A 26,245-nucleotide genomic window follows, 5' to 3' on the forward strand; every position below is an offset into this window, starting at 1 on the left:
ATTCAAACTTTGCAGGGGAGATCCATGGCTGCGATCAACCGTGACGACGTCGCGCACCTCGCGCGGCTCGCTCACATTGAGATGAGTGCGCAAGAGCTGGACAGGATGGCCGGAGAACTCGCCGTCATCGTTGATTCGGTCAAATCGGTCGGTGAAGCCGCCGGCGGCGACGTGCCGGCCACGTCCCACCCCATTCCGCTGACCAATGTGTTCCGGGAAGACGTTGTGGGCCACACCTTCACGGCGGAGCAGGCCCTTTCCGGTGCACCGGACTCGCTTGACTTCCGTTTCAAGGTTCCGGCAATCCTGGATGAGGCATAACCATGACTGACACCAACGAACTGATCCGCCTCACCGCCGCCGCGCTGGCCGAAAAACTGGCCGCCGGCGAGGTGACCTCCGTCGAGGTAACCCAGGCGTACCTGGACCGGATTGCCGCCGTTGACGGCGGCGAACGCGGTGTCAACGCGTTCCTCCACGTCAACGCCGAGGAAGCGCTCGCCGTGGCCGCAGAGGTTGACGCCCTCCGCGCCGCCGGCGGAGCGGAAGCCGAAGCGCTGCATGTCCTGGCCGGTGTGCCCATCGCCGTGAAGGACCTCATTGTCACGGTGGGCCAGCCCACCACCGCCGGCTCGAAGATCCTCGAGGGATGGTACAGCCCCTACGACGCCACCGTAGTGGAGCGGCTGCGCGCCGCGAAGATGCCCATCCTGGGCAAGACCAACCTGGACGAGTTCGCCATGGGCTCTTCCACCGAGCACTCCGCGTACGGGCCCACCCGCAACCCCTGGGACCTGGACCGGATCCCCGGCGGCTCAGGCGGCGGGTCCGCTGCCGCCGTCGCCGCCTTTGAGGCTCCGTTGGCCCTCGGCACGGACACCGGCGGATCCATCCGTCAGCCCGGCGCGGTCACCGGCACCGTGGGCGTGAAGCCCACCTACGGCAGTGTGTCCCGCTACGGCGCCATCGCCATGGCGTCCTCGCTCGACCAGATCGGCCCCGTTTCGCGGACCGTCCTGGACTCCGCCCTCCTGCACCAGGTCATCGGCGGACATGACAGCCGCGACTCCACCTCCCTCCCGGACCCGTTGGCGGACCTCGTGGCCGCGGCGAAGACCGGCAACGTTGAGGGCCTGCGGATCGGCATCATCAAGGAACTGCACGGCGAGGGTTACCAGGCCGGCGTCGAAAACCGCTTCAATGACGCCCTGGAGCTCCTCAAGGAAGCCGGCGCGGAGATCGTTGAGGTGTCCTGTCCCAACTTCCAGTACGCCCTGGGTGCCTACTACCTGATCATGCCCTCCGAGGCGTCCTCCAACCTGGCAAAGTTCGACGGCGTCCGGTATGGCCTGCGCGTCCTCCCCGAAGAGGGGCCCATGACCATCGAACGCGTCATGGGTGCCACCCGCGCCGCCGGCTTCGGCGACGAGGTCAAGCGCCGGATCATCCTGGGCACCTACGCGTTGTCCGCCGGCTACTATGACGCCTACTACGGCTCGGCCCAGAAGGTCCGCACACTGGTCCAGCGCGACTTCGACGCCGCCTTCACGGTGGCGGACGTCCTGATTTCGCCGACGGCCCCCACCACGGCTTTCCGCCTGGGCGAGAAGCTGGACGATCCGCTGGCCATGTACCTGAACGACGTCGCCACCATCCCCGCCAACCTTGCCGGCGTTCCGGGCCTGTCCCTGCCGGGTGGCCTGGCGGACGAAGATGGCCTGCCGGTGGGTATCCAGCTGCTGGCCCCGGCCCGCGAGGACGCCCGCCTGTACCGGGTGGGTGCTGTGCTGGAGTCGCTGCTTGAAGCGAAATGGGGCGGCCCGCTGCTGGCCCAGGCGCCGGCGCTGGGTGAGCTCGTTGAAGCCAAGGAGGCTAAATAATGAACCCTGACGCAATCCTGAGCTTCGAAGAGGCCATGGAGAAGTACGATCCCGTCCTGGGGTTCGAGGTCCACGTGGAGCTGAACACCAAGACCAAGATGTTCTCCTCGGCCCCGAACGTCTTCGGCGACGAGCCCAACACCAACGTCAACGAGGTGGACCTCGGCATGCCGGGCGTCCTGCCGGTGGTGAACAAGGCCGCGATCGAGTCTTCGATCAAGATCGGCCTGGCGCTGAACTGCAAGATCGCCGAGTCCTGCCGCTTCGCCCGGAAGAACTACTTCTACCCGGACACCCCCAAGAACTTCCAGACGTCCCAGTACGACGAACCCATCGCGTACGACGGCTACCTGGACATCGAACTGTCCGACGGCACCGTCTTCCGGGTGGAGATCGAGCGCGCCCACATGGAGGAGGACGCCGGCAAGCTGACCCACATGGGCGGCGCCACCGGACGCATCCAGGGTGCCGACTTCTCGCTGGTGGACTACAACCGCGCCGGCGTGCCGCTGGTGGAGATCGTCACCAAGCCCATCGAAGGCGCTGGCTCCCGCGCGCCGGAACTGGCCAAGGCGTACGTTGCCGCGGTGCGCGAGATCGTGAAGAACCTCGGTGTGTCCGATGCGAAGATGGAGCGCGGGAACGTGCGCTGCGACGCCAACGTCTCGCTCCGGCCGCACGGCCGTGAACGGTTCGGCATCCGGTCCGAGACCAAGAACGTGAACTCTCTGCGCGCCGTCGAACACGCCGTGCGTTACGAGATCCAGCGGCACGCCGCCGTCCTGGACTCCGGCGAGCCCGTGATCCAGGAAACCCGCCACTGGCACGAGGACACCCGCACCACCACATCCGGCCGCGCCAAGTCCGATGCCGACGATTACCGTTACTTCCCGGAGCCGGACCTGGTTCCCGTGGTTCCCTCCCGCGAATGGGTGGAGGAACTCCGTGCCACCCTGCCTGAGCCGCCGGCCGCCCGCCGCAAGCGCCTCCAGGCGGACTGGGGCTACTCGGACCTGGAATTCCGCGACGTGGTGAACGCCGGCGTCATGGACGAGATCGAGGAGACCATCGCCGCCGGCGCCTCCGCTTCGGTGGCCCGCAAGTGGTGGATGGGCGAGATCGTGGGCCGGGCCAAGAACGCCGACGTGGACCCCGGCCAGCTCGGTGTCCAGCCCGCCACCATTGTGGAGCTCGCGCGCATGGTGGAGGAAGGCAAGATCAACAACAAGATGGCCTCCGAGGTGCTGGACGGCGTCCTGGCCGGCGAAGGCAGCCCGGCGGAGATCGTGGAGAAGCGGGGCCTGGCCGTAGTCTCCGATGACGGGCCCCTGCTCGAAGCCATCGACGCCGCACTGGCTGCGCAGCCCGACGTCGCGGACAAGATCCGTGGCGGCAAGGTCCAGGCCATCGGCGCCATTGTTGGTGGAGTCATGAAGGCCACCCGCGGCCAGGCCGACGCCGGCCGCGTCCGCGAGCTGATCCTCGAGAAGCTGGGCGTCACCGCCTAGTCCCTCCCACCCCAAACGGGTAGCGCGAAGTGCCGTTTTGAACGACAGGAACGACACTTGGCGCTACCCGGTTTGCTTTAAGGAGTACTCAGTTCCCCTCCGCTGCTGATTACTCGTGTGCAGCGGCCTGCGCCGGTCCTACACTGAAGCTCCAGGGCGCCGGCTCCATGGAGTAGCCGGCCCTGCCGTTGCTGTGGGAGGTATGTTCCATGAATGTCCGGGAACCGTTCAAATACCGCAAAGCGATGCTCGCCGGTGTGGTCGCCCTTGCCCTGACAGGGACGGGGGTAGCGGTTGCGTGGGCAGCGAGTGACTCAGGCTCGCCGTCGCCCTCCGCTTCGCAGTCGCAGTCTGCGCCCGGGCAGGACAATGGCAGGGACAAGAACAAGGACAAGGCCAAGCCGGACAAATCCCAGCGCCCGCAGCACCTTCACAGCGAGAGCGTGGTCAAGAAAGCGGACGGCACGTTCCAGACCATCCTCGAGCAGCACGGCACGGTGGAGGCGGTCAGCGACAGCTCCATCACGGTCAAGAGCGAGGACGGCTACTCCCAGGCGTACACCGTCAATGCAGAGACGAAGGTCAGGCCGTCCATTGCGGACATCGCGACCGGCGATGCCGTCCGGATCTCCGGGGTGAAGAACGGCGACCAGGCGACCGCAGAGCGGATTGTTGAAGGCGCCGGCGACGGACCCGGCCTGGGGATGGGCCGCGGGCACGGCCACGGCAAGGGCCACAACAAGTAGGCAGCGGCAAGTGTCGTTGTGGAGGTTCACAACGACGCTTCGCGCTACCCGGTTGGGTCAGCCCCGTTCCACAAGGCCGGCCATGATCTCCTGCAGCGCTTCGGAGACGATCATGACGGACCGGCGCTTCAGGTTTTCTGGCCGGGCCAGCAGGTCGATCCGGCGCCGGGTGCTGATTCCTTCCAGCGGCCGCAGCACAATGTCCGGGTTGAGCACCGGGCCCGCGGTGTATCTCGGCAGCAGTCCCACCACTCCGCCGGCGGCCACCAGCGCGGCGACGGTGGAGTAGTCGTTGATCCGGTGCACAATGTTCAGCTCGCGGCTGGAGACGGCCGCGACGGCGGACAGGACATCGGCGGGGGAGTAGCCAGTGTGGCTGGTCACCCACGCCTCCCCGCCGACGTCGTCCGCTGTTACGGCAGGCTTCCCCGCCAAAGGGTGGCCGGCGGGCAACGCAACATCCAGCGGTTCATGGGCGAGGGGCACCACCGTGACACGTTCGGTGGGCCACCGCGGGCTGTGGTCCATCCGGTGGGCCAGGACGAGGTCGTACCGGGCGGTCAGGGCGGGGAAGTCCTGCTGCGCCACGTCCTCGTCCGACAATTCGATCCGCGGCTGGCCGGGCGCGTCGAGGATCCTGGCCAGCGGCGCAAACACCGCCTGCCCCACGCTGTGGAAGCCGGACAGTGTGACCCTGCCGGCCGCGGTGCCGTGGTAGCTGCCGATGGCGCCGCGGGCGTCAGCCATGGCACTGACGACGGCGGCCCCGGCGTCGGCCAGTACCTGGCCGGCCTCGGTGAGCACCAGGTTCCTGCCCTCCTTGCGCGTGAGCGGCACGTCCACAGTGCGCTGCAGCAGGGCCAACTGCTGCGAGACGGCGGACGGCGTGACCATGAGTGTCTCGGCGACGGCTTTGACGCTGCCCAGGGCCCCGAGTTCGCGCAGGATTTCAAGCTGGTGTATCTCCACGGAACCCAGTTTATGCGTTAGGAACGCTACATCGTCGATTGAGAAATTAGCGGTTGTGCTAAAGCTTCTTCCTCGCTCTAATGAGGAGGGCAGCAACTGCAGCTGGCACCAAAAACAAGAGTAAGGAGGCCGATGAAGGCTTTGTACAAGCCCGGCCCACAGGCCGGCTTTGAGTTGGTGGACCGTCCCGAACCGGTGGCGGGCCCCGCCGACGTCAAGATCCGCGTGATGACCACGGGTATTTGCGGCACCGACCTCCACATCCAGTCCTGGGACTCGTGGGCGCAGGGGATCATCGAAGCTCCCCTCATCCCCGGCCACGAGTTTTACGGTGAAGTGGTGGAGGTGGGTGAAGACGTCCGCGACGTCAAAGTAGGTGACCGGGTGTCCGGCGAAGGGCACGTGGTCTGCGGAATCTGCCGGAACTGCCGGGCCGGCCGCCGCCAGATGTGTATCCACACCGTCAGCGTGGGCGTTCAGCGGGACGGAGCGTTTGCCGAGTATGTGGTTATTCCGGAAACCAACGCCTGGATCCACCACGATCCGTCGGTCACGCCCGAACTCGGGGCGATCTTCGACCCCTTCGGCAATGCCACACACACCGCCCTGAGCTTCCCGCTGGTGGGGGAGGACGTCCTGATTACCGGCGCGGGCCCCATCGGGCTGATGGCCATCGCCGTGGCCCGGCACGCCGGTGCCCGCAAGATCGCCATCACAGATGTTTCCCAGCACCGGCTGGACCTGGCCCGCCAGTTGGGCGCCGATCTCGCCATCAACGTCGCCAGCACCCGGGTCCGCGACGCCCAGCGCGAACTGGGGATGCGGGAAGGCTTCGACATCGGCATGGAGATGTCCGGCCACCCCACGGCGCTGCCCGAGATGATTGACAACATGAACCACGGGGGCCGGATCGCGATGCTGGGGCTGCCCAGCCAGGACATCCCCATCGACTGGGGCAAGGTGGTGACCCACATGCTCACGCTCAAGGGCATCTACGGCCGCGAAATGTACGAAACCTGGTACGCCATGAGCGCGATGCTCTCGTCCAACCCCGTGCTGCATGCCGGCATCTCCGCCGTCGTCACTGATACGCTCCCCGCCAGCGACTGGGAGAAGGGCTTCGACCTGGCCCGCAGCGGCGCCGGTGGAAAAGTTGTCCTCGACTGGACCCGACTCTAAGGAACGCCATGTACACCTCAATCAAGGACCAGCTGGGCGCCGAGCTGGAGGACATCCGCAGCGCGGGCCTCTTCAAGACCGAACGCAGCATCAGCTCGCCGCAGTCCAGCCACATCAGGGCCGGCGCGCTGGGCCAGGCGGGCGCGGACGTGCTGAACTTCTGCGCCAACAACTACCTGGGCCTGGCCGACCATCCGGAAATTATCAATGCAGCCAAGGCCGCCATGGATGAGCGCGGCTTCGGCATGGCCAGCGTGCGGTTCATCTGCGGCACCCAGGACCTGCACCTGGAACTCGAAGCCCGCGTCTCCCGGTTCCTCGGAACGGAGGACACCATCCTGTTCTCCAGCTGTTTCGATGCCAACGGCGGCGTCTTCGAGTCCCTCTTCGGCCCGGAGGATGCCATCATCTCCGATGCCCTGAACCACGCGTCCATCATCGACGGCATCCGCCTCTGCAAGGGCCGGCGGTACCGGTACGCCAACCAGGACATGGCGGACCTGGAGGCCAAACTGGTGGAAGCGAAGGACGCCCGGCGGAAGATCATCGTCACGGACGGCGTCTTCTCCATGGATGGGTACCTGGCCCCGCTCGAGGCCATCTGTGACCTCGCCGAGAAGCATGACGCGCTGGTAATGGTGGACGATTCGCACGCCGTCGGCTTCATGGGCGCCACCGGTGCCGGCACGCCGGAACACTCAGGAGTCTCGCACCGCGTGGACATCTACACGGGAACGTTCGGCAAGGCGCTGGGCGGAGCATCCGGTGGGTACGTCTCAGGCCGCGGCGAAGTAGTGGCCATGCTCCGGCAGAAGGCGCGGCCCTACCTTTTCTCCAACTCACTGGCTCCGGCCATCGTGGCCGCCACCATCAAGGCCCTGGACCTGGTGGAGACCTCGGGGGACCTGCGGACCAGGCTGTTCGAGAACGCGGCACTGTTCCGCCGCCGCATGACCGAGGAGGGCTTTGACCTCCTGCCTGGAGAGCACGCCATTGTGCCGGTGATGTTCGGCGACGCCGTCCTGGCCGCCAAGGTAGCTGACCGGATGCTGCAGCACGGCGTCTTTGTCACTGCCTTCAGTTTCCCCGTGGTGCCGCGCGGGGCAGCGAGGATCCGGGTCCAGCTCTCGGCGGCGCATTCAGCGGACGACGTCGAAACCTGCGTGGGTGCGTTCGTCGCCAGCCGTGCCGAGGCAGCGGCCTGAGGGAAACCACCGTGTGCCCGGATTCTGCAAGGATGGTGCCATGGCAGCACATTACGATGTCCTGATAGTTGGCGGCGGCATTGCCGGGCTGTCCCTGGCCTCGGCGCTGGCGGGCAGGTGCAGTGTGGCCCTGGTGGAGGCGGAGCAGGAGCTGGCGTACCACACGTCCTCCCGCTCCGCCCGCCAGCTCATCCCCAGCTATGGTCCGCCTGTGGTCCAGGAACTGACGGTCCGGACGCTGGAACTGATTGCCGCCCGCGATGCTGAATTGCCTGAGCCGGTGCTCACGCCGCGCAGCTTCATGCTGATCGGCACCGGCGACGCGGTGACCGCCGAAGCCAGCGGGCACATGCGGTTCATCACCCCTGCCGAAGCGCTTGAGCTTTGCCCGGCACTGGTGCCGGACACGTTCACGGCAGCCGGCCTGGACACCGGCTCCTTCGGCTGCAACGCACCCCTGCTGCTGGCCGACCACCAACGACGCGCAGTCGCCGCCGGGGTGGACATCATCACCGGAGCCCGGGTCCACTCCGCCCAGCGCGTCGGTTCCGGCTGGCAGGTAGGGGCCGGCATGGAAGCCTTCGAAGCGGGCGTCATGGTTAACGCCGCCGGGGCCTGGGCGGACGAGCTCGCCGTCATCAGCGGGGTGGAGAAGCTCGGGCTGCAGCCGTACCGGCGCACCGCAGCGATTGCCGCCGTCGAACGCCCCCTGCCTGAACACAGCCCCATGGTGGCGGCAGCGGACAACACCTTCTATTTCCGGCGCGACGGCGACGACGTGCTCCTCTCCCCGTCCGAAACCGTGCCCAGCGGACCCGAAGACGCCAAACCCAGGCCCGGGGACGTGGAGCGCCTCGTGGCCAGGCTCAACCAGGTGACGACGCTGGGGATCACGTCCGTGCGGAGGGCCTGGACCGGGCTGCGGACGGAGGCAGCCGACGGTGTCCCGGTGGCCGGATTCGACGCCGAAGCGCCGGGGTTCTACTGGCTGGCCGGCCAGGGCGGGTATGGCTTCCAGACCTCATCGGCCATGGCGGAATTCGCGGCGGCCCAAATCATGGCAGGCCCGGGAGCCGCGGGCGGCCCTGACGATGCGGGTCCGGGATACCGGACAGCGCAGGCGCTCGCGGCCACCCGCTGGTCGGTCCGGCGCTGAAGAATGGACTCTATGAGCACCCTGATCACCAATATTGCCGAGCTGATGACCCAGGACCTGGACCACCGGGTCCTCAAAGATGCCGCCGTGGTGATTGAGGGCGAACGGATCTCGTGGATCGGCGCCGCAGCCGACGCTCCCGCTGCGGATGACGCCGTCGATGCCGGTGGGCGGGCCCTGCTCCCCGGGTGGGTGGACTCGCACACGCATTTGCTGTTCGCCGGTGACCGGACAGCAGAGTTTGAGGCCCGGATGGCAGGGGAGTCATACTCCGCCGGCGGGATCGCTGTGACCATGAACGCCACCCGGGCAACACCCGACTTCGACCTCACCCGGCTGGCCCTGGGCCGTGTGGCCGAAGCCGTGTCACAGGGCACCACGTACCTCGAGACCAAAACCGGCTACGGGCTCGACGTTGAGCACGAAGCCCGCAGTGCCCGCATTGCCTCCACTGTGGCGGACCAGGTGACGTACCTTGGCGCGCACCTGGTTCCTGCCGGACAGGACCCGGACGGCTACACGGACCTCGTGTGCGGCCCAATGCTCGCCGCGGTCCGCCCTTATGCGCAGTGGGCCGACGTCTTCTGCGAGGAGGGGGCGTTCGACGCCGAACAGTCCCGCCGCGTCCTGCTCGCCTGCCGCGACGCGGGACTGGGACTCCGCGTTCACGGCAACCAGCTCGGCGAGGGGCCGGGTGTCCAGCTTGCGGTGGAGTTCGACGCCGCCAGTGTTGACCACGTGAACTACCTCGCGGACAAGGACGTTGACGCGCTCGCCGGGACCTGGGCAGGCTGGGATGCCGCCACCGGAACCGGCCGCCGGGGGACTGTCGCCACCTGCCTGCCTGCCTGTGACCTCTCAACCCGCCAGCCGCTGGCCCCGGCACGTGAAGTCATCGATGCCGGCGTCCAGGTGGCGCTGGCCTCGAACTGCAACCCGGGCACGTCCTACACAAGCTCCATGGCTTTTTGTGTGACGACGGCGGTGCTGCAGATGCGATTGAGCGTCCATGAGGCGGTCCGTGCGGCTACGTACGGCGGCGCCCTCGCCCTGCATAAAGACAAAGGGAACGACGCCGACGGCGAACGGGCGGTGGGTTCCATCGCCGTCGGACATCGGGCCGACCTGCATCTGCTCAACGCTCCGTCTGCGACGCACCTCGCGTACCGGCCAGGCATGCCGCTGACGTACGCTGTATGGCGGGCCGGGGTGCGGGCGCGATAAATCGTCCGTCGAAGTGACGTTAGATGATCATTTGGGTTCTGTTATGATCAAAAAACGTCACCGAAGTGGGTGGCGGGAGTACTTGGAGGCTTTTGCATGACCCGCACCGACCGCCTGACGGCAATCCTTGACCTCCTCGCCAAAACCGGCCAGGTGGAGGTCGAAGAGATCGTCAGCACCCTCAACGTTTCGCCGGCCACCGCACGGCGCGACCTGGACAGCCTGGCCAAGAGGCGGCTGCTGACCCGGACCCGCGGCGGAGCGACCACCGGAGCGCTGGCCTATGACCTGCCTGGCCGGTACAACCGGGACGACCACGCCGAGGCCAAGCAGCAGATCGCCCAGGCCGCTTCCAACCTGATTGCGCCCGGCGCCGTGATCGGTCTCTGCGGAGGCACCACCAGCACCGTACTGGCGCAGATCCTCGCCACCCGCGAGGACCTTAACGCCCCGTCCAACCAGCCCACGTTGACGGTAGTGACCAATGCCATCAACATTGCGGGGCAGTTGGCCGTGCGGCCCAACATCAAGGTCATGGTCACAGGCGGCATCCTGAACCCGCGGTCGTACGAACTCGTGGGCCCCTACACGGACATCATCATGCAAAAGGTGGTGCTGGACATCGCCTTCATAGGCGTCAATGGCATCGATCCCGAGGTGGGGCCGACCAACACGGGGGAGGGCGAGGCATCGGTCAACGCCCTGCTGGCCAGCAGGGCGCGGGTGTCCTACGTGCTGGCCGACTCCTCCAAGGTAGGCGTGCGTGCCTTCGCCACCATGGACGGGTACAACTTCACCCGGCTGATCACCGATTCGGGCATCTCGGCACGGGACAAAGCGGCGTTCGAGGCCAACGGCACCGAAGTGATCGTCGCCGGCAGCTGACGGCCGAGGCTGGAACGCGTCCTGGGACCGGGGGAGGGTCTGGGCGCACGCGCGCGCAATCAGCCCGGATCCAGAAACTGCAGGCAAGATGGGTACATGCTGGTTGCCTCCCGCCGTCGTCTGCGCATTGAAGTCTGGATCGTCCTAGGCCTGTCCCTGGGGCAGTCCGCCGTGTATTCGGTGGTGCAGCTCCTGGACAAGATGACCCGGGCGCCGCTGGCGGAAGGTACGTCCACCCTTAACCGCTCGCAGAGCACCCGGGAGTATTTCGACCTCACCTATCAGCTGCTCGACATCATCTTCGCGCTGGTGCCGGTGCTGCTGGTGATCTACTTCCTCACCGACCAGCGGCACGCGGCGGCGGGCGACGGCGGCAACCCCGGTTCCGCGTTCCGCAAGCTGGGCTTCAACTTCGCACGCCCGGGCCGGGACCTGCTCCAAGGGCTGGGGCTGGCGGCGCTGATTGGCATCCCGTCGCTCGGCCTCTACGCGGCGGGCAGGGCGCTGGGCATCACCACGGCGATCATTCCGAGTGCGCTGGACGCCTACTGGTGGACGGTTCCCGTGCTAATCCTGTCCGCGATCCGGCATGCCGTGGTGGAAGAAGTCATTGTGGTGGGCTATTTGTTGGACCGGTTCGGCAAGTTCGGCTGGGGCATGCCGGTGTCCATTCTGGTGAGCGCGCTGTTGCGCGGCAGCTACCACCTCTATCAGGGCTTCGGGCCGTTCATCGGCAACGTGGTGATGGGGGTGGTCTTCGCGTGGCTGTATACGCGGACGCGGCGGGTGATGCCGCTGGTGATCGCCCACGCACTGCTGGACATCGTGGCATTCGTGGGCTTTAGCCTCTTCGGCAGGGCAGTGGGGCTGGGCTGAGGCAGCCATCGTGAGGCGGTGGGTTTGACGCAGTCGGGCTGAATCAGCCATCGTGAGGCGCCGGTTTGATGCAGCGGTCGTGAGGCGCCGGTTTGATACAGCGGTCGTGAGGCGCCGGTTTGATACAGCGGTCGTGAGGCGGCCGGTTTGACGCAGCGGGCTGAATCAGCCAACCCCACGCAGTCGGCCGACTTAGCATACGTCTGGAGCCATGATTCACCCCTTGTTTGCCTGACTTCAGCGACGGGGCAGGGCCTTGTCCGCGAGCAGGTTCCCGCAACGGCAGCCCTGTCCTGGCGGCACGCTCAATGTGCGGGCCGCGCTTGTCGAAGGGGTTTTGTCATGTGCCGCGGGTGTTGGCTCCGGAGGTCATTGCCCGCCATGTGTCTTCTGGTATGGGGTCTTGGGGTGGGCGGTATCCGGGCTGGAACGAGCGGTCGTCGGTGTGGTCCTGGACGTCCTCTTCGGAATGCAGCTCATGCGGGTAAGGGTCTTTGGCGGCGTTCCATCAGCGGGCGGGTCTTCTGGCCGGGCCCATTGTTCGGCTGGTGTTCCGGGCGTTGACCATTGTTCGAGGAGGTCGTCGAGTTCGCGGATGTCGGTTGGCACGGCGGCGTCTGGCCAGTGGGGTGGTTCCCAGTCCTGGTGTTCGCTTGTGTAGTGCCTGCCGGTGGGTGAGGTCCAGCCTGGTGGTTCGGTTTTGCTGGCCGGGGTGGGTTTCCAGCCGCTGCTGTGGCGGAACCGGTGGTGTTTGGGGCAGGGTTGTCCGAGGTTCGATACCCCGGTGGTGCCGCCGTTGGCCCAGGCCAGGAGGTGATCGGCTTCGTTGTCCAGGGACGGGTTGTTGCAGCCGGGGAACGGGCATTTACCGTCCCGCAGCCTGAGCCAGTTCCGCATCGCCGCGCCGACCCGGTAGTTCGTGCGCCCGATCTCCAGCGGCGCCCCGTCCCGCGGGTCGACCAGGACCCGGTAGAACGAACCCGCACCCTCCGCGACGAGTTTGCGGGCCATCGACGGTGGGATCGGCCCGTACCCGTCCAGGACCGCCGGCTCATCGGTCAATCCCAGCAGGGAGAACACCGGCACGGTGACCAGCACCTGCGCCCGGATCCTCGAGGACAGCCCGGCACCAGTTCCCGCACCGAGCCCATCACCGCCACAAGTTCCCGTTCCTGTTCCTGCAGCGGTTCCGTCATGGCCGCCCTTAGCCCCTGTGCTGGTTGTCCCGCGGTGGTGGATGCTGTTGGTGGTGCCGCTGGTGAGGAGTGCTTCGGTGTAGGTGTCGGCTTTGAGTTGGGTCAGGGTGCGGGGCTCGTGGGGGCCTTGCTTCCCGCGGGCGATGGCGGTGAGCCGGTTGCAGATCGCCGAGGCCTGGTCCGCGGGCAGCAACGCCGCGACCCAGGCCATCCCGTCACTGTCGGGCCAGAACTCCACCCGCCGGTCCGCGACACCCCGGGTGTGGCGTTTCTCCAGGCTCTCCGGGTGGTGGCGTTCGCGCCAGTGCCGGGCTTTGGCCTTGAACNGGGTCAGGGTGCGGGGCTCGTGGGGGCCTTGCTTCCCGCGGGCGATGGCGGTGAGCCGGTTGCAGATCGCCGAGGCCTGGTCCGCGGGCAGCAACGCCGCGACCCAGGCCATCCCGTCACTGTCGGGCCAGAACTCCACCCGCCGGTCCGCGACACCCCGGGTGTGGCGTTTCTCCAGGCTCTCCGGGTGGTGGCGTTCGCGCCAGTGCCGGGCTTTGGCCTTGAACCGGTACGCCGGGATCTGCCCGACAGGGCAGCCCCGGGCGGCGCCGGGCGCGTCCGGGTCCAGGAAATGCGCCTCCAACGCCCCGGCCGCGGCCCGGTCAAGGCCCACGGTCTGGTCCACCATGGTCTTCGCGTGCGCCCAGGACATCGTCCCGGCCCGCAACGCTGCCAACGACCGGGGCAGCGACGTGGTCAGGGCGTGGGCATCGGCCAGCAACCGGCCCGCGGCCCGGTCACCAATGGCCAGTACACACCCGACCTCGGCCACCAGGCTCCGCTCCTGCGCTGACGCCTCATACGGGGAGGCAGGCGGAGGATTCAGGGCCTTCGTGGCCCCGGCCAGGACCGCCGCGGCCGTCGCCTTCACCGCCGCCAGCTTCGCCTCCGACCGCCCCACCGAGGCCAGGACCTCCAACGCCCCATCAACCACCCGCTGCACCGGATCATCACCACACCCGCCAACATCAAACCCACCCGCACCGGCACCGGGACCAATGCCACCGGGATCAGCGCCACCGGAAACGGCTGCCGAAACGGCCGGCGCCCTCCCACCAAGGGCACTGCACCGGATCATCACCACACCCGCCAACATCAAACCCACCCGCACCGGCACCGGGACCAATGCCACCGGGATCAGCGCCACCGGAAACGGCTGCCGAAACGGCCGGCGCCCTCCCACCAAGGGCAGCCAAAAACGAAGCCACAGCAGCATCAACCGCTCCCTCCGCCTCCACCACCGGATCCGCTCCCATACCCACATCATCGCCGGAGGGTACGACACTCCCAGGTGCGGCCCCAGTTCCAGCGGGCGCGGCAAGTGGCACAGCGGTACCGCCAACCGCTTCCACCGCCGGATCCGCTCCCATACCCACATCATCCCCGGAGGGTAAGACAATCCCAGGCGCGGACCCTGCACTCCCAGGCGCGGACCCTGCTCCACAAGGCGCGGCGAGTGACACAGTGGCGCCGCCAACCGCTTCCACCGCCTGCAGCCTCCAACCACGGCTCAGCCGCGGAGCAACCAGACCGTGGGAAGACATGGATTCGGCCCCCATCAGCGGGTGACGCCGTTGTCACCAGCTGATGGAGGCCGAAGTTTAGGAGGGCAGTTTGCCCGGCAGACGCAGGGCGGGCCCGGCAGAAGCCCGGGCGCACACTCAGAAGCCGGGCGGACCACCGCGAAGCCCGGGCGAGGCGTTCAGGACCGGTAGGAGGGTCAGATGGTTACGGCTCCGCTGGCCGTTTCGAAAGTGACGGACAGAATGCCGGGTGTTCCGTGCGGCGCTACCCATTCAACGGCCACGTCCTCAAGGGGCTTCTCTACCGGCTCGCCCAGCCACTCGGTGACCCGTGCAGCCGAACCGGCGATGGTGAGGCAGCTCATCTTGACGTTGCTCTCATAGGCGTTGGACGGGTGCAGGGAAGGGTCGCCCTCCCACTTGAGCATGTAAGGGACCTGGGGATCGGCGATCAGGCCGAGGATACCGATCTGCTTCCAGACCAGCTCGCGGCCGTCGGGGAACTTGCGGTTGCCGTTCACTGCGGAACGTCCAAGCCGCTCTTCGAAGGGGGCGAGGTCGTCCACTTCGACACACCAGCCCATCCAGCCGCCTCCCGCAGCGGACCGCGCACGCACGGCCTGCCCGAAGGGCGCCTTGTCCGAAGCGGGGTGGTCCAGGACCTCCACAACTTCGAGGTATTTGTGGCCCGCGAGCGGGATGATCATGTTTCGGGTACCGAACCGCGGGTGTACCCCGCCCTTCACTGCCTCAACGCCGAGGGCAGAGGAAATACGTTCGGTGGTGGCCGCCAGGCCATCGTGTTCACAGGCGTAAGAGACGTGATCCATGCGCATGCCATCATCTTGGCACTTTGTGATCGGGCTCTCAGCTAAGGGTATCCTTACTGGGATTTCCGCTCGTCAACCCCCACCAAGGCGGTCAGGGCCTGCAGAAATCTCCAGGACTATGTTCGTCATAATCCTGTTCGGCGTCCTGTGCGTGTTCCTACACTGAGCTCAGGTCATGAGTGCCAGCGCCAAGCCCCGGCTCGCTGGCCGGCAACCCTCCAACCGCGGTGGGGTGCCCCGGGTGAGGACCTGGCTGTCCGGCAACGGCCGGATGGCAAGCGCGGCCCGCAGTGCCCTGAGCCTGGCGGGCCCACGTCAAAGGAGCCTTGAATTGTCTAACGGATGGTCCTTCGAAACCCGCCAGATCCACGTGGGCCAGGAGCCGGACAGCGCCACGGGCGCCCGTGCCCTCCCCATTTACCAGTCCACGTCCTTTGTATTCCCGAGTGCGGAAAGTGCTGCCAACCGCTTCGCCCTGGCCGAACTTGCACCCATCTACACCAGGATCGGCAACCCCACGCAGGAAGCGGTGGAGCAGCGGATCGCCAGCCTGGAGGGCGGCCTCGGTGCCCTTCTGCTCAGCTCCGGGCAAGCCGCAGAGACCTTTGCCATCCTCAACATTGCAGAGGCAGGGGACCACATCGTGGCCAGCCCCAGCCTCTACGGCGGCACGTACAACCTTTTCGCCCACACCTTGAAGAAGTTCGGCATCTCGGTCACGTTCGTGGCGGACCCGGACAACCTGGACCAGTGGCGTGACGCGGTCCAGCCCAACACCAAGCTGTTCTTCGGCGAGGTGGTGTCCAACCCGCGCCAGGACGTCCTGGACCTGGAAGGCATATCCCAGGTTGCCCACGAGGCGGGCGTGCCCCTGATCGTGGACAACACCCTGTCCACCCCGTACCTCATCCGCCCGCTGGAGTGGGGTGCTGACATTGTGGTGCACTCGGCCACCAAGTACCTGGGCGGGCATGGAGCCGCGATCGCCGGCGTGATCGTGGACTCCGGAAAGTTCGACTTCGGCAAGGAACCGGAGAAGTTCCCCGGCTTCAACACTCCGGACCCCACCTACAACGGGCTGGTCTTCGCCCGTGACCTCGGCGCCGACGGGGCCCTGGGCGCCAACCTGTCCTACATCCTCAAGGCCCGCGTCCAGCTCCTGCGCGACCTGGGCTCGGCAGTGTCCCCCTTCAACGCCTTCCTGATTGCCCAGGGCCTGGAAACGTTGAGCCTGCGGGTGGAACGGCACGTAGCCAACGCCACGGAAGTGGCGCGCTGGCTGGAAAGAAGGGACGACGTCGAATCCGTCGCCTATGCGGGGCTGCCCTCCAGTCCGTGGTACGAGCGGGGCCGCAAGTATGGCCCGAAGGGAACGGGAGCGATCGTATCGTTCAACCTGGCGGGCGGGGCCGAGGCAGGCCAGCGCTTTGTGGACGCCCTGGAGCTGCACTCCCATGTGGCCAACATCGGTGACGTCCGTTCCCTGGTGATCCACCCTGCGTCGACCACCCACAGCCAACTGTCCCCGGAGCAACAGGCAGTGGCCGGAGTGACCCCCGGACTGGTGCGGCTTTCTGTGGGCATCGAACACATCGATGACATCCTGGCCGACCTCGAAGCCGGCTTCCGGGCCGCCAAGGAGGCAAGAGCCTGACCTGCGAGCGCCACGGGCGCAGGCACCCCCCAGCCCGGGAACACCAGCGGCGGCAGGCCGGGAAAGTCACAACCAGTCACACTTTTGGCGGCAGGCAGGGGCTGTTTCGTACACTCGATGCAGGTCATGAGCGCCAGTGACAGCCCCGGCTTGCTGGCCGGCAACCCTCCTTCCGCGGTGGGGTGCCCCGGGTGAAGACCTGGCCTGCCGGTCAGACGACGGCGGGCAAGCGCGCAGAATGAGGTCTTGCCATGACAATTACCGTCACCCGTACCACCGTTCCCGAACACGGGATTGTCCGTTACGCCTCCATCGGGGGACTGCAACTGGAAGCCGGTGGCTACCTGCCGGAAGTCACGCTGGCCTACGAAACCTGGGGCACCCTCAACGAGGACGGCAGCAATGCGGTCCTGATCGAGCACGCACTCACCGGCAGCACCCATGTGACCCGCGGCGATACTGATGAACCCGGCTGGTGGGAACAGCTTGCCGGCCCCGGTGCACCCGTGGACACCGACCGGTTTTTTGTGGTGTCCATCAACATTGTGGGCGGCTGTTACGGGTCCACCGGGCCGTCGTCGCCCGCGCCTGACGGCAAGCCCTGGGGCTCGCGTTTTCCGCTGGTGACCCTGCGCGACAGCACCGCGGCGGAGGCCCGTTTGGCGGACCAGCTGGGCATCAGCAGCTGGTTCGCTGTCCTGGGCGGATCCATGGGCGGCGCCCGTGCGCTGGAATGGGCGGTGACGTTTCCGGAACGGGTGCAGCGCTGCGCCGTGATTTCCGTAGGGGCTGCCAGCACGGCAGAACAGATCGCCTTCGCGCAGGCCCAGACGCTCGCCATCCGCCAGGACGTCAACTTCAACGGCGGGGACTACTACGGCGGGCTGCCGCCGGAAAGCGGCCTGGCCCTCGCCCGCCGCATCGCTCATATCACCTACCGGTCACCGGGGGAGCTGGACGGACGCTTCGGACGTGCCCCGCAGGCCCCCGAATCACCGCTCCAGGGCGAGCAGCTCGCAGCGCGCGGACGCTATCAGGTGGAAAGCTACCTGGACCACCAGGGCACCAAGCTGGTCCAGCGGTTCGACGCCAACAGCTACATCGCCATCACCGAAGCCCTGATGAGCCACGACATCTGCCGCGGGCGCGGGCCGCTCGAGCAGGCGCTGTCCCGTTCCGGTGCCCGCTTCTTTGTGGCAGCCGTGAACTCGGACCGGCTCTACTTCCCGTCCCAATCGCTGGAACTTGCCCGGGCCCTGCCCGGCGACGTCAGCGTACACACCATCGAGGCGCCTATCGGGCACGACGGATTCCTCACCGAAATCGGCCAGCTGGGCAGCCAGTTGCGGGAGCACCTTTCGGCATAACGCCACGATCCAGCGGCAACGGATGTGCATTAATGCAGATGGCCTCTGCATGATTCGTCGTTGAGCTCGGCGTGCAGCCAGACCATACTCGTTGGGACCCGGCAATGCGTGGCGAAGATCACACGTATCCGCCACAGCCTGTCCAGTGGTGTCGATGGAGACGCCGAAGGAGTTCACAATGAGTACGGAAAGCTCCGCCGCACGGCGGGTCGGGGAAACCGACGTCAAGGCCTCCGGCCTGAAGAAAGTGGTCACCGCCTCCATGGCCGGAACGGTGGTCGAGTGGTACGAATTCTTCCTCTATGCCTCTGCCGCCACGCTGGTGTTCGGCAAAATGTTCTTCCCCAATTCAGGGACGGAGCTTGACGGCATCATCGCGGCCTTTGTCACCTACGCCGTCGGCTTTGTGGCCCGCCCCATCGGCGGCATTGTCTTTGGCCACTTCGGTGACAAATTCGGCCGCAAGCAGTTGCTGCAGCTGAGCATCGTCCTGGTGGGCGTCTCCACCTTCCTCATGGGATGCCTGCCCACCTTTGCCCAGATTGGCTACTGGGCCCCGGCCCTCCTGGTATTCCTGCGCTTCCTGCAGGGCTTCGCCGTCGGCGGCGAGTGGGGCGGTGCCGTACTGCTGGTTGCCGAGCACAGCCCCAACAAGTCCCGCGGGTTCTGGTCCAGCTGGCCGCAGTCCGCGGTGCCAATGGGGAACCTCCTGGCCACGGGCGTGCTGTTCACCCTCTCAGCCACGCTTTCCCAGGAAGCATTCCTCGGCTGGGGCTGGCGCGTGGCTTTCTGGCTCTCCGCCGTGATCGTGATCGTCGGCTACTACATCCGCACCAAGGTCCAGGATGCCCCGATCTTCATCGAGGCCCGCAAGGAAGTCACGGTCGAGAAGAAGGGCTACGGTGTGGCTGAAGTCTTCCGCCGGTACCCGCGCGGCGTGTTCACCGCCATGGGCCTCCGCTTTGCCGAGAACATCCTGTATTACCTCGTGGTGACGTTCTCCATTACCTACCTGAAGGTCGTGGTCCAGACTGACACCTCCCGCATCCTCCTCCTTCTGCTGGTGGCGCACTTCATCCACTTCTGCGCCGTCCCGCTCGTCGGCAGGATGTCGGACGCATTCGGCCGCCGGCCGGTCTACATGGCAGGCGCCATCCTCGGCGGCACCTGGGGCTTCTTCGCCTTCCCCATGATGGATACCGGCAACGACTTCGTCATCCTGGCCGCCATCACCATCGGCCTGTTGTTCCACGCCCTGATGTACGCGGGGCAGCCGTCCATCATGGCTGAGATGTTCCCCACCCGGATGCGCTACTCAGGTGTTTCGCTGGGCTACCAGGTGACCTCCATCGTTGCCGGTTCGCTGGCACCCATCATCGCCACATCGCTCCTCGGGTCCTTCAAGTCTTCCACTCCGGTGGCGCTGTACCTGCTGGCCGCCTGCATCGTGACCGCGATCTCGGTGTTCTTCCTCAAGGAGACCCGCGGGATCTCACTCCACGACGTCGACGCCGCCGACGCCCAGGGTACGGCGGACCTGCTTGCCGCCAAGAAATAGGCACGGCGCCCTAAGAAAAGACCCCACCCCAACTGCCCGGACCTGCCGCACATGCAGGCCCGGGCATTTGAGCGTCAGCACCCCAGATGAAGTGAGGATTCACCATGAAAGCAGCTGTCCTTTACGCCACCGTCCCATCCGGAACCAGCTACACCGAAGCGCGTCCGCTGCAGGTCCAGGAGCTTGACCCCCCTCAACCCCGTGCCGGTGAGGTGGGCATCACCATCACGTACTCGAGTCTGTGCCACTCAGACCTTTCCGTGGTGGACGGCTCACGTGTGAGGCCCCTTCCCATGGCGTTGGGGCATGAGGCGGTGGGACGCGTTGCCACGGTGGGTGAGGGCGTCACGGACGTTTTCCCCGGCGATCATGTGGTCCTCGTCTTCGTCCCCAGCTGCGGTGCCTGCCGGGCGTGCCGGGCGGGCCGTCCGGCGCTCTGCCACCGCGCGGCCGAGGTCAACGGGTCCGGCGACCTCCTGCATGGCGATGCCCTGCTGCGGACGCCCGCAGGGGAGCGGATCAACCACCATCTGGGGGTGTCAGCGTTCGCCGATTACGCCGTGGTGGCCCGGGAGTCAGTAGTGGTCATCGGCGACGACGTCCCTGACACTGTGGCGGCAATGTTCGGTTGCGCCGTGCTCACCGGGATGGGTGCTGTCCTGAACACCGCAGCTGTCCAGCCAGGCCAGTCGGTGGCCGTTTTCGGCCTCGGCGCTGTGGGGCTTTCGGCCGTTATGGCCGCGGCGCTCGCCGGCGCCTCCGCCGTGATCGCCATCGATCCCAACGAGGGCAAACACGGGCTCGCCCTTAAGTGCGGCGCAACCGCGGTTGGAACCCCCGACGACGCCCCGCGGCTGATTGCCCAGGGCGCGGGTGACGGCGTGGACACCGCCGTCGAGGCCGTGGGATCAGCGCGGGTCATCGCTTCGTGCCTCGAGCACGTGACGCGCGGCGGCGCCGTGGTCTCGGTAGGGCTGCCGCACCCTGCCGCGGAACTCACGGTGCCGGCACTCCAATTCGCCGGGGCGGGCAAGCGGCTGCTCGGTTCCTACATGGGCGATGCCGTGCCGGACCGGGACATCCCCTTGTACCTGGAGTACTGGCGCGAGGGCAGGCTTCCCGTTGAGCTGCTGCACACGGACACCCGGCCGCTGGACGAGATCAACGAAGGACTCGACGCGCTTGCCGCGGGGCAGGTGGTGAGGCGGCTCTTCCAGGCGTGAACCGGCGCCCGGTGCGCGGGCCTAGGCCGACAGCTGGTCCTGGCGTTCCGCCACTTCCTCCTTGAGGGCGGAAATCACGGCCTGCACCCGGGCTGACCGCACCGATTCCGGCCGGGCCACCGCCCAGATGGGCACCTGGCGTTCGAAGGCGTCCGGGAGTACCGGGACGAACCCGGAATTTCCCGCCACCATGAAGTTCGGAAGCAGCCCGATACCGGCGCCGCGGCGCACTGCCTCCACTTGGGCGAAGATGCTGGTCGCCTGGAAGCTGGACTTCGGCATGGGCAACTGCGAGGACCGGTGGCCAAGTTCGGCAACCTGGAGCGCCGACTCGACGTAAGAGACGAAGGGGTGCTGCCCCACGCCGTCGGGCGTTTCCGGCAGGCCGCGCGTGGCCGCGTAGGCGGGGCTGGCGTAGAGCCGGAGGAAGTAGTTGGTCAGGAAGATGGCCTGCGCGTTGCTCACGTCGGTGCGGCCCACCACTACCTCCAGGTCCACGCCGGAGCGGTTCTGGCTGACTTTGCGCGTGGCGCTGAGCATCTCCACGTTCAGCAGCGGGTGCCGCTGCTGGAGCCGGACCAGCGCCGGCGTCACGAATTCGGCGCCGAAGCCGTCCGTGGTGCTGATGCGGACCATGCCGGAGAGGGAGTCCCGGTCCTGGCCCGTCACGGCGGCAAGGGACCCCAGCGTTTCCTCGATCGCCTCAGCCGCGGCGACAGCCGATACCCCCAGTTCCGTCAACTCCCAGCCGTGCGGACTGCGCTCCAGGGTGCGGCCACCCAGTTGCTTGTCAAGGGCGAGGATGCGGCGCGAGATGGTGGTGTGAGTGGTGCCCATCGTTTCGGCGACGGCGTTGAAACGCCCCAGCCGGGCCACGGTCAACAGGATCAGCAGGTCGTCGGGACTGGGAAGCCGTGCCACGCGTGCCTTTCAGTCGTGTGTGCATCTGTGCACATACTGTCTGTGATTTTTCCCCTTGAATGCACCTTAGCAGGGTGTGATGGTAGACACAGACCTCGCGGCCGCGTCCGGCCGGGTACACAGCAAAGGAGCTAATGCCATGGCAGTTGTCGGTTGGATCGGTTTGGGAAACATGGGCGGTTCCATGTCCGGGAACCTCGCAAAGGCGGGGCACGACGTACGGGGATTCGACCTCAACCCCGCCGCGCTCGCCGCAGCGGAGGCCGGAGGGGTGAAGCCGGTGGGAAGCATTGCCGAGGCGGTGGCGGGAGCGGACGTTGTGTTCACTATGCTTCCGAAGGGCGAGCACGCCAAGGCCGTCTACCTGGGTGCCGACGGAGTGCTTGCGCATGCCGATACGCGCACGCTGCTGGTGGATTCCTCCACCATCGATATCGCCGCGGCGAAGGAACTGCACGACACCGCTGCTGCCGCCGGCTTCCGCTTCGTCGACGCCCCTGTGTCGGGCGGGATGAGCGGTGCCCAAGCCGGGACGCTGACGTTCATGGTGGGCGGTGAACCAGGCGCCGTGGCCGACGCGAGCGAATACATCCGGCCGATGGCCGCCAACATCATCCCCACGGGCGGAGCCACCACCGGCCAGGCGGCCAAGATCTGCAACAACCTGATGCTCCTGATCAACCTGGCCTCCACGGCCGAGGGAGCGGTGCTGGCGGACCGGCTCGGCCTGGACAAGAAGGTGTTCTGGGACATCGCCTCCGTGTCCTCCGGGGACAGCTGGGCCCTGCGCACCTGGTACCCCGTCCCCGGCGTGGTGCCCACTGCCGCCTCCAACAACGATTTCGCCCCCACGTTTACCGCTGAGCTGGCGAACAAGGACATCGGCCTGGCCATCAGCGCTGCGGAGGACACCGGCACGCCGCTCGAAATCGGCAAGCACGTCCAGCAGCTGTACCAGCGCCTCATTGACGCGGGCGAGTCCGGCAAGGACTGCTCCATGATCATCAAGCTGGTCGACGGTTCCCTCGACCCGGCCAACTAAAACCCGGCCAACTAGAAGCCAGTCAACTGGAAGAGAGACAACCATGCAGACCATTCCGCATTACATCAACGGCAACCGCGTTGCCGATGCCGAGCGTTTCGGCCCCGTCTTCAACCCTGCTACCGGCGAGCAGGAAAAGCAGGTGGCGCTGGCCTCCGCGGCCCGGGTAGAGGAAGCCATTGCCGCGGCCAAGGCAGCGCTGCCGGCCTGGCGGGCAACGAGCCTGGCCAAGCGGACCAACATCTTCTTCCGGGTCCGGGAAATCCTCACCCAGCGCAAGTCAGAGCTGGCCGCCATCCTCACCAGCGAACACGGCAAGGTACTTTCCGACGCCGAGGGGGAGATCTCCCGCGGCCTTGAGAACATCGAGTTCGCCACCGGCCTGTCCCACATGCTCAAGGGCGAGCGCTCGGAGCAGGTCTCCAGCGGAGTGGACGTCCACTCGGTCCGGCAGCCTGTGGGCGTCGTTGCCTGCATTACCCCGTTCAACTTTCCGGCCATGGTGCCGCTGTGGATGGTCGGCAGTGCGCTGGCCTGCGGCAATACCGTGCTCCTGAAGCCGAGCGAAAAGGATCCGTCGTCAGCCGTGTTCATCGCGGAAGTCTTCGCGGAGGCGGGCCTGCCTGCCGGCGTACTGAACGTGGTCCACGGCGATAAGGAGGCGGTGGACGTCCTGCTCGAACACCGGGACGTCAAAGCCGTCAGCTTCGTCGGCTCGACGCCGATCGCGCAGTCGATCTACAAGCGCGCAGCAGACCACGGCAAGCGGGTCCAGGCCCTGGGCGGTGCCAAGAACCACATGGTGGTCCTGCCGGATGCGGACCTGGACATGGCAGCGGATGCCGCCATCTCGGCAGCCTACGGTTCAGCAGGCGAGCGCTGCATGGCGGTCAGCGTGCTCGTCGCCGTCGGGAACATCGCCGACGACCTCGTTGCGGCCATCAAGAGCCGGATGGCGACCTTGAAGATCGGCCCGGGCACGGACCCGGCGTCGCAGATGGGCCCGCTGATCACCGCCGAACACCGCGACAAAGTGGCTTCCTATGTGGCCGGCGCCGACAACGAGGGAGCCACCGTTGTGGTGGATGGGCGTTCGCAGCAGTTCGATTCCAACGGGTTCTTTATTGGCGTCAGCCTCGTGGACAATGTGAAGCCGGGCATGAAGGTGTACGACGACGAAATCTTCGGCCCCGTCCTGTCCGTGGTCCGCGTGGACACTTACGGTGACGCTGTCCGCCTGGTCAACGACAACGAGTTCGGCAACGGGGTTGCCATCTTCACCCGTGACGGCGGCGCCGCGCGGCAGTTCGAGTTCGACGTCGAGGCAGGCATGGTGGGAGTCAATGTGCCCATTCCGGTGCCGGTGGGCACTTTCTCCTTCGGCGGCTGGAAGAACTCGCTGTTCGGGGACACGCACATGTACGGGCCGGACAGCATCCGGTTCTACACCAGGGGCAAGGTGGTCACCACGCGGTGGCCGGACCCAGCAACGTCAGTCATCGACCTGGGCTTCCCGCAGGTGGACTGACGCAGGCTAGCCGTTCATGATCTCGCTGCGGCGGGCCATGTACTCCTCCATGGACAGCTCGCCGTTGCTGTACTGCGCGTCGAGTTCCGCGAGCTTGCGCGCCCGGTAGCCTTGCGGGGCCGACGGCGGCGGGGGAGTTGCGGGGGCAGCCGGCTGCTGCGGGGCTTCTTCAGGCTGGCCGTACCCGGGCTGCCCGGACGGCGCCTGCCCAAACGGCGGAAACTGCTGGTCCATGGGCGGAACAGGCTGGACGGGCGGCAGCGGGTCGCCGGCAGGGAGCGGCTGGGGGCGGTCAAGGTGGCGGAATCCGCCACCGAAGTAGTCCTGCTGGGTGAGGCCGTCCCGCGGCTGCTTGCTCTGCGGGCCGTTGGACGGGTACATCCCGCCGCCGGGAAACTGGTCCGGGTAGCGCCCGGAGAAGCTTTGCTCGTGGTTCCGGCGGGCCACGGACTTCCGGTACATCCGCATGGCCATCGGGATCAGGAACGACAAAACGATGATCCAGAAAAACAAGTTGCTCACGGTGCCGTGCCTCTCATTGGTGTCCCTCCAGCTTAAGCCCCGGGCTGCACCCGGACGGTGGGAAGGCCCGTGAAAGCGGCGTACCGGTCCACAGCGTCCTGCACCGCCGCAGCCAGCGGCGAGCCGGGAGGTTCAGCCCAGGCGGGGCGGATATCAACTTCGCACCTGCCGGGACGAAAGGTGTGCCGCCACGAACCGGCCATCCGCCCGTCCAGCAGCACCACATGCATCGGCTCACCCTGGAACGGGAAGGCCGGGGCGCCGCCTCCCATGTAATGCCGTGTGGCGGAGTAGCCCATCACGTACTCGTCGTAGCACTGGATCAGGTCGATCCGTGGCCCAGCCGTGCCGCTGCCGCCGTGGGCGTCCCCGCCGGCGCCGTAATAGTGCACGACGCCGTCGATCACCGTTTCGGCCAGTGTGTCGGGGTGTGCCTCCACAGTGAGCTGCAGCCCCTTCCGGACCTCCGTCAAGGTCAGCCCGGACCAGTCGGCGCAGTCCTTGGCGGTGGCCGGGCCTCGGCTGGTGAAGTAGCGGCAGGCAAGTTCGGCCAACGCTTCCGGCCGGGTCCACTCCGGCCCGGCGGGGACGCGCTCATCAAACAGCGCGTAGGTCTGCTTCAAGGCTCCGCCCGGGCTCCGCACCGGCGTGCCGCTGACCAGCACGCCGGTGATTTCTGCATGCATGATCAGGTAGGCAAGCTTCAGGCCCTTCGCCGGGAGCCCGGCGTCGTGAAGCTTCGATGCGAGGACTTCCCTGGAAAGGTGGTTGCCGTCCGCCACCGCGCTGCCCAGGATCCCGGCGCTCCGCGCGGCGGCAGCTGCGTCAATGCCGGTCTGGCGGTAGGTGACGGCGTTGATTTGTTCGAGCCGCGGCCCGGAGAGCGCCCGAAGCCAGCGGAGATCGTCGCGGTGGACGAAATGCCAGGTGGGCCGGAGGATATGGGTCCGCAGGATCCGTCCGTCTCCTACGGCCTTCTCGATGTCAGCGGCAGTAACGGCCCCGGAAGTGGCCGCCGCGCGCTGGGCCAGGCTCCATTGGGCGTAGGGAAACTCCTGTGCCTGCACGGCGAGCAGCCTCCGCAGGGCATCCTCCGGTGAGGCGGCACCTGGCCCGCGGAGCCGCTGGGCCCGCATGCGGAGCCGCAGCACCTCATCGGGTGCCATGCCCATTACAGAAGACACCCCAAAGCCGGAATCAAGCTG

23 protein-coding genes, 1 pseudogene and 2 riboswitches are annotated in these 26,245 nt (G+C 66.8%); of the genes and pseudogenes, 17 read left to right on the forward strand and 7 right to left on the reverse strand.

Annotation, left to right across the window (positions count from 1 at the left end; genetic code table 11):
- The first annotated feature begins 24 nt into the window (after positions 1 to 24).
- The 4 genes from gatC (at position 25) to BACI348_RS07520 (ending at position 4,134) form a co-directional block, all read left to right on the forward strand.
- Complete coding sequence (gene gatC / locus BACI348_RS07505; protein WP_159824646.1) at positions 25 to 321, forward strand: Asp-tRNA(Asn)/Glu-tRNA(Gln) amidotransferase subunit GatC; 297 nt, start codon at positions 25 to 27, stop codon at positions 319 to 321.
- A 2-nt stretch (positions 322 to 323) separates the two neighbouring features.
- Complete coding sequence (gene gatA, locus BACI348_RS07510) at positions 324 to 1,880, forward strand: Asp-tRNA(Asn)/Glu-tRNA(Gln) amidotransferase subunit GatA (RefSeq protein WP_159824647.1); 1,557 nt, start codon at positions 324 to 326, stop codon at positions 1,878 to 1,880.
- Entirely contained in the window at positions 1,880 to 3,388 is a 1,509-nt protein-coding gene (gatB, locus tag BACI348_RS07515) for an Asp-tRNA(Asn)/Glu-tRNA(Gln) amidotransferase subunit GatB (RefSeq protein ID WP_159824648.1), read from the forward strand. Before gatA ends, gatB begins: the two co-directional genes overlap by 1 nt.
- A gap of 209 nt (positions 3,389 to 3,597) precedes the next feature.
- A complete protein-coding gene (locus tag BACI348_RS07520; protein WP_159824649.1) occupies positions 3,598 to 4,134 on the forward strand; it encodes a DUF5666 domain-containing protein in 537 nt (178 codons plus the stop codon).
- A 57-nt stretch (positions 4,135 to 4,191) separates the two neighbouring features.
- Here the strand turns inward: BACI348_RS07520 and BACI348_RS07525 are convergent, their stop codons facing one another.
- Positions 4,192 to 5,103, reverse strand: a complete 912-nt coding sequence (locus BACI348_RS07525) for a LysR family transcriptional regulator (protein WP_159824650.1) — start codon at positions 5,101 to 5,103, stop codon at positions 4,192 to 4,194.
- A 132-nt stretch (positions 5,104 to 5,235) separates the two neighbouring features.
- Between BACI348_RS07525 and tdh the strand changes: the two genes are divergently transcribed.
- The 6 genes from tdh (at position 5,236) to BACI348_RS07555 (ending at position 11,628) form a co-directional block, all read left to right on the forward strand.
- Positions 5,236 to 6,282 (forward strand): L-threonine 3-dehydrogenase, encoded by a 1,047-nt coding sequence (gene tdh / locus BACI348_RS07530; RefSeq protein WP_159824651.1) that lies wholly within the window; start codon positions 5,236 to 5,238, stop codon positions 6,280 to 6,282.
- A gap of 8 nt (positions 6,283 to 6,290) precedes the next feature.
- Positions 6,291 to 7,487, forward strand: coding sequence for a glycine C-acetyltransferase (locus BACI348_RS07535; RefSeq protein ID WP_159824652.1), 1,197 nt, complete (start codon positions 6,291 to 6,293; stop codon positions 7,485 to 7,487).
- A gap of 40 nt (positions 7,488 to 7,527) precedes the next feature.
- Positions 7,528 to 8,643 (forward strand): NAD(P)/FAD-dependent oxidoreductase, encoded by a 1,116-nt coding sequence (locus tag BACI348_RS07540; protein WP_159824653.1) that lies wholly within the window; start codon positions 7,528 to 7,530, stop codon positions 8,641 to 8,643.
- Positions 8,644 to 8,655: 12 nt separating this feature from the next.
- A complete protein-coding gene (gene hutI, locus BACI348_RS07545; RefSeq protein ID WP_159824654.1) occupies positions 8,656 to 9,867 on the forward strand; it encodes an imidazolonepropionase in 1,212 nt (403 codons plus the stop codon).
- A gap of 96 nt (positions 9,868 to 9,963) precedes the next feature.
- Positions 9,964 to 10,752, forward strand: a complete 789-nt coding sequence (locus tag BACI348_RS07550; RefSeq protein ID WP_159824655.1) for a DeoR/GlpR family DNA-binding transcription regulator — start codon at positions 9,964 to 9,966, stop codon at positions 10,750 to 10,752.
- Between the two features lie 96 nt (positions 10,753 to 10,848).
- A complete protein-coding gene (locus BACI348_RS07555; RefSeq protein ID WP_159824656.1) occupies positions 10,849 to 11,628 on the forward strand; it encodes a CPBP family intramembrane glutamic endopeptidase in 780 nt (259 codons plus the stop codon).
- A 369-nt stretch (positions 11,629 to 11,997) separates the two neighbouring features.
- On the opposite strand, the gene BACI348_RS20640 is transcribed toward BACI348_RS07555, so the two are convergent.
- Together BACI348_RS20640 and BACI348_RS20645 are read right to left on the reverse strand one after the other, a co-directional pair.
- The coding region (locus BACI348_RS20640) for an HNH endonuclease signature motif containing protein (protein WP_442858494.1) at positions 11,998 to 13,150 on the reverse strand (1,153 nt) is incomplete at its 5' end.
- A 1-nt stretch (position 13,151) separates the two neighbouring features.
- Positions 13,152 to 13,968, reverse strand: a pseudogene (locus BACI348_RS20645) (DUF222 domain-containing protein); the annotation flags it as partial.
- Between BACI348_RS20645 and BACI348_RS07565 the strand changes: the two are divergent.
- Positions 13,871 to 14,266, forward strand: a complete 396-nt coding sequence (locus tag BACI348_RS07565; protein ID WP_159824658.1) for a hypothetical protein — start codon at positions 13,871 to 13,873, stop codon at positions 14,264 to 14,266. The pseudogene BACI348_RS20645 and the gene BACI348_RS07565 overlap by 98 nt on opposite strands.
- A 326-nt stretch (positions 14,267 to 14,592) precedes the next feature.
- Here the strand turns inward: BACI348_RS07565 and BACI348_RS07570 are convergent, their stop codons facing one another.
- Positions 14,593 to 15,231 (reverse strand): VOC family protein, encoded by a 639-nt coding sequence (locus tag BACI348_RS07570; RefSeq protein WP_159824659.1) that lies wholly within the window; start codon positions 15,229 to 15,231, stop codon positions 14,593 to 14,595.
- Positions 15,232 to 15,396: 165 nt separating this feature from the next.
- Positions 15,397 to 15,512, forward strand: a riboswitch (SAM riboswitch).
- Positions 15,513 to 15,556: 44 nt separating this feature from the next.
- Here BACI348_RS07570 and BACI348_RS07575 point away from each other — a divergent pair.
- From BACI348_RS07575 to BACI348_RS07590, 4 genes are all read left to right on the forward strand, one after another.
- Positions 15,557 to 16,879, forward strand: a complete 1,323-nt coding sequence (locus BACI348_RS07575; RefSeq protein WP_159824660.1) for a bifunctional o-acetylhomoserine/o-acetylserine sulfhydrylase — start codon at positions 15,557 to 15,559, stop codon at positions 16,877 to 16,879.
- A gap of 122 nt (positions 16,880 to 17,001) precedes the next feature.
- A riboswitch (SAM riboswitch) is annotated at positions 17,002 to 17,117 on the forward strand.
- A 13-nt stretch (positions 17,118 to 17,130) separates the two neighbouring features.
- Positions 17,131 to 18,246 carry a homoserine O-acetyltransferase MetX gene (gene metX / locus BACI348_RS07580; RefSeq protein ID WP_201298399.1) on the forward strand — a complete coding sequence of 372 codons (1,116 nt, stop codon included), beginning with the start codon at positions 17,131 to 17,133 and terminating at the stop codon, positions 18,244 to 18,246.
- Positions 18,247 to 18,424: 178 nt separating this feature from the next.
- A complete protein-coding gene (locus BACI348_RS07585) occupies positions 18,425 to 19,804 on the forward strand; it encodes an MFS transporter (protein ID WP_159824661.1) in 1,380 nt (459 codons plus the stop codon).
- A 104-nt stretch (positions 19,805 to 19,908) separates the two neighbouring features.
- Positions 19,909 to 21,027: a zinc-dependent alcohol dehydrogenase family protein gene (locus BACI348_RS07590; protein ID WP_159824662.1), complete on the forward strand. Its 1,119-nt coding sequence runs from the start codon at positions 19,909 to 19,911 to the stop codon at positions 21,025 to 21,027.
- Positions 21,028 to 21,048: 21 nt separating this feature from the next.
- On the opposite strand, the gene BACI348_RS07595 is transcribed toward BACI348_RS07590, so the two are convergent.
- On the reverse strand, positions 21,049 to 21,948 hold the full coding sequence (locus tag BACI348_RS07595; RefSeq protein ID WP_159824663.1) for a LysR family transcriptional regulator: 900 nt from the start codon (positions 21,946 to 21,948) through the stop codon (positions 21,049 to 21,051).
- 139 nt (positions 21,949 to 22,087) lie between these two features.
- Here BACI348_RS07595 and mmsB point away from each other — a divergent pair, with 139 nt between their 5' ends.
- Together mmsB and BACI348_RS07605 are read left to right on the forward strand one after the other, a co-directional pair.
- Complete coding sequence (gene mmsB / locus BACI348_RS07600) at positions 22,088 to 22,990, forward strand: 3-hydroxyisobutyrate dehydrogenase (protein ID WP_159824664.1); 903 nt, start codon at positions 22,088 to 22,090, stop codon at positions 22,988 to 22,990.
- A 43-nt stretch (positions 22,991 to 23,033) separates the two neighbouring features.
- The gene (locus tag BACI348_RS07605) at positions 23,034 to 24,518 is read left to right on the forward strand and encodes a CoA-acylating methylmalonate-semialdehyde dehydrogenase (protein WP_159824665.1); all 1,485 of its coding nucleotides are present in this window, start codon (positions 23,034 to 23,036) and stop codon (positions 24,516 to 24,518) included.
- 6 nt (positions 24,519 to 24,524) lie between these two features.
- Here BACI348_RS07605 and BACI348_RS07610 read toward each other — a convergent pair whose 3' ends face one another.
- Entirely contained in the window at positions 24,525 to 25,040 is a 516-nt protein-coding gene (locus BACI348_RS07610) for a hypothetical protein (RefSeq protein WP_159824666.1), read from the reverse strand.
- 32 nt (positions 25,041 to 25,072) lie between these two features.
- On the reverse strand, positions 25,073 to 26,206 hold the full coding sequence (locus BACI348_RS07615) for a winged helix DNA-binding domain-containing protein (protein ID WP_159829907.1): 1,134 nt from the start codon (positions 26,204 to 26,206) through the stop codon (positions 25,073 to 25,075).
- Positions 26,207 to 26,245: the final 39 nt, after the last annotated feature.

Source organism: Arthrobacter sp. 9AX (assembly GCF_902506095.1).
GTDB lineage: Bacteria > Actinomycetota > Actinomycetes > Actinomycetales > Micrococcaceae > Arthrobacter.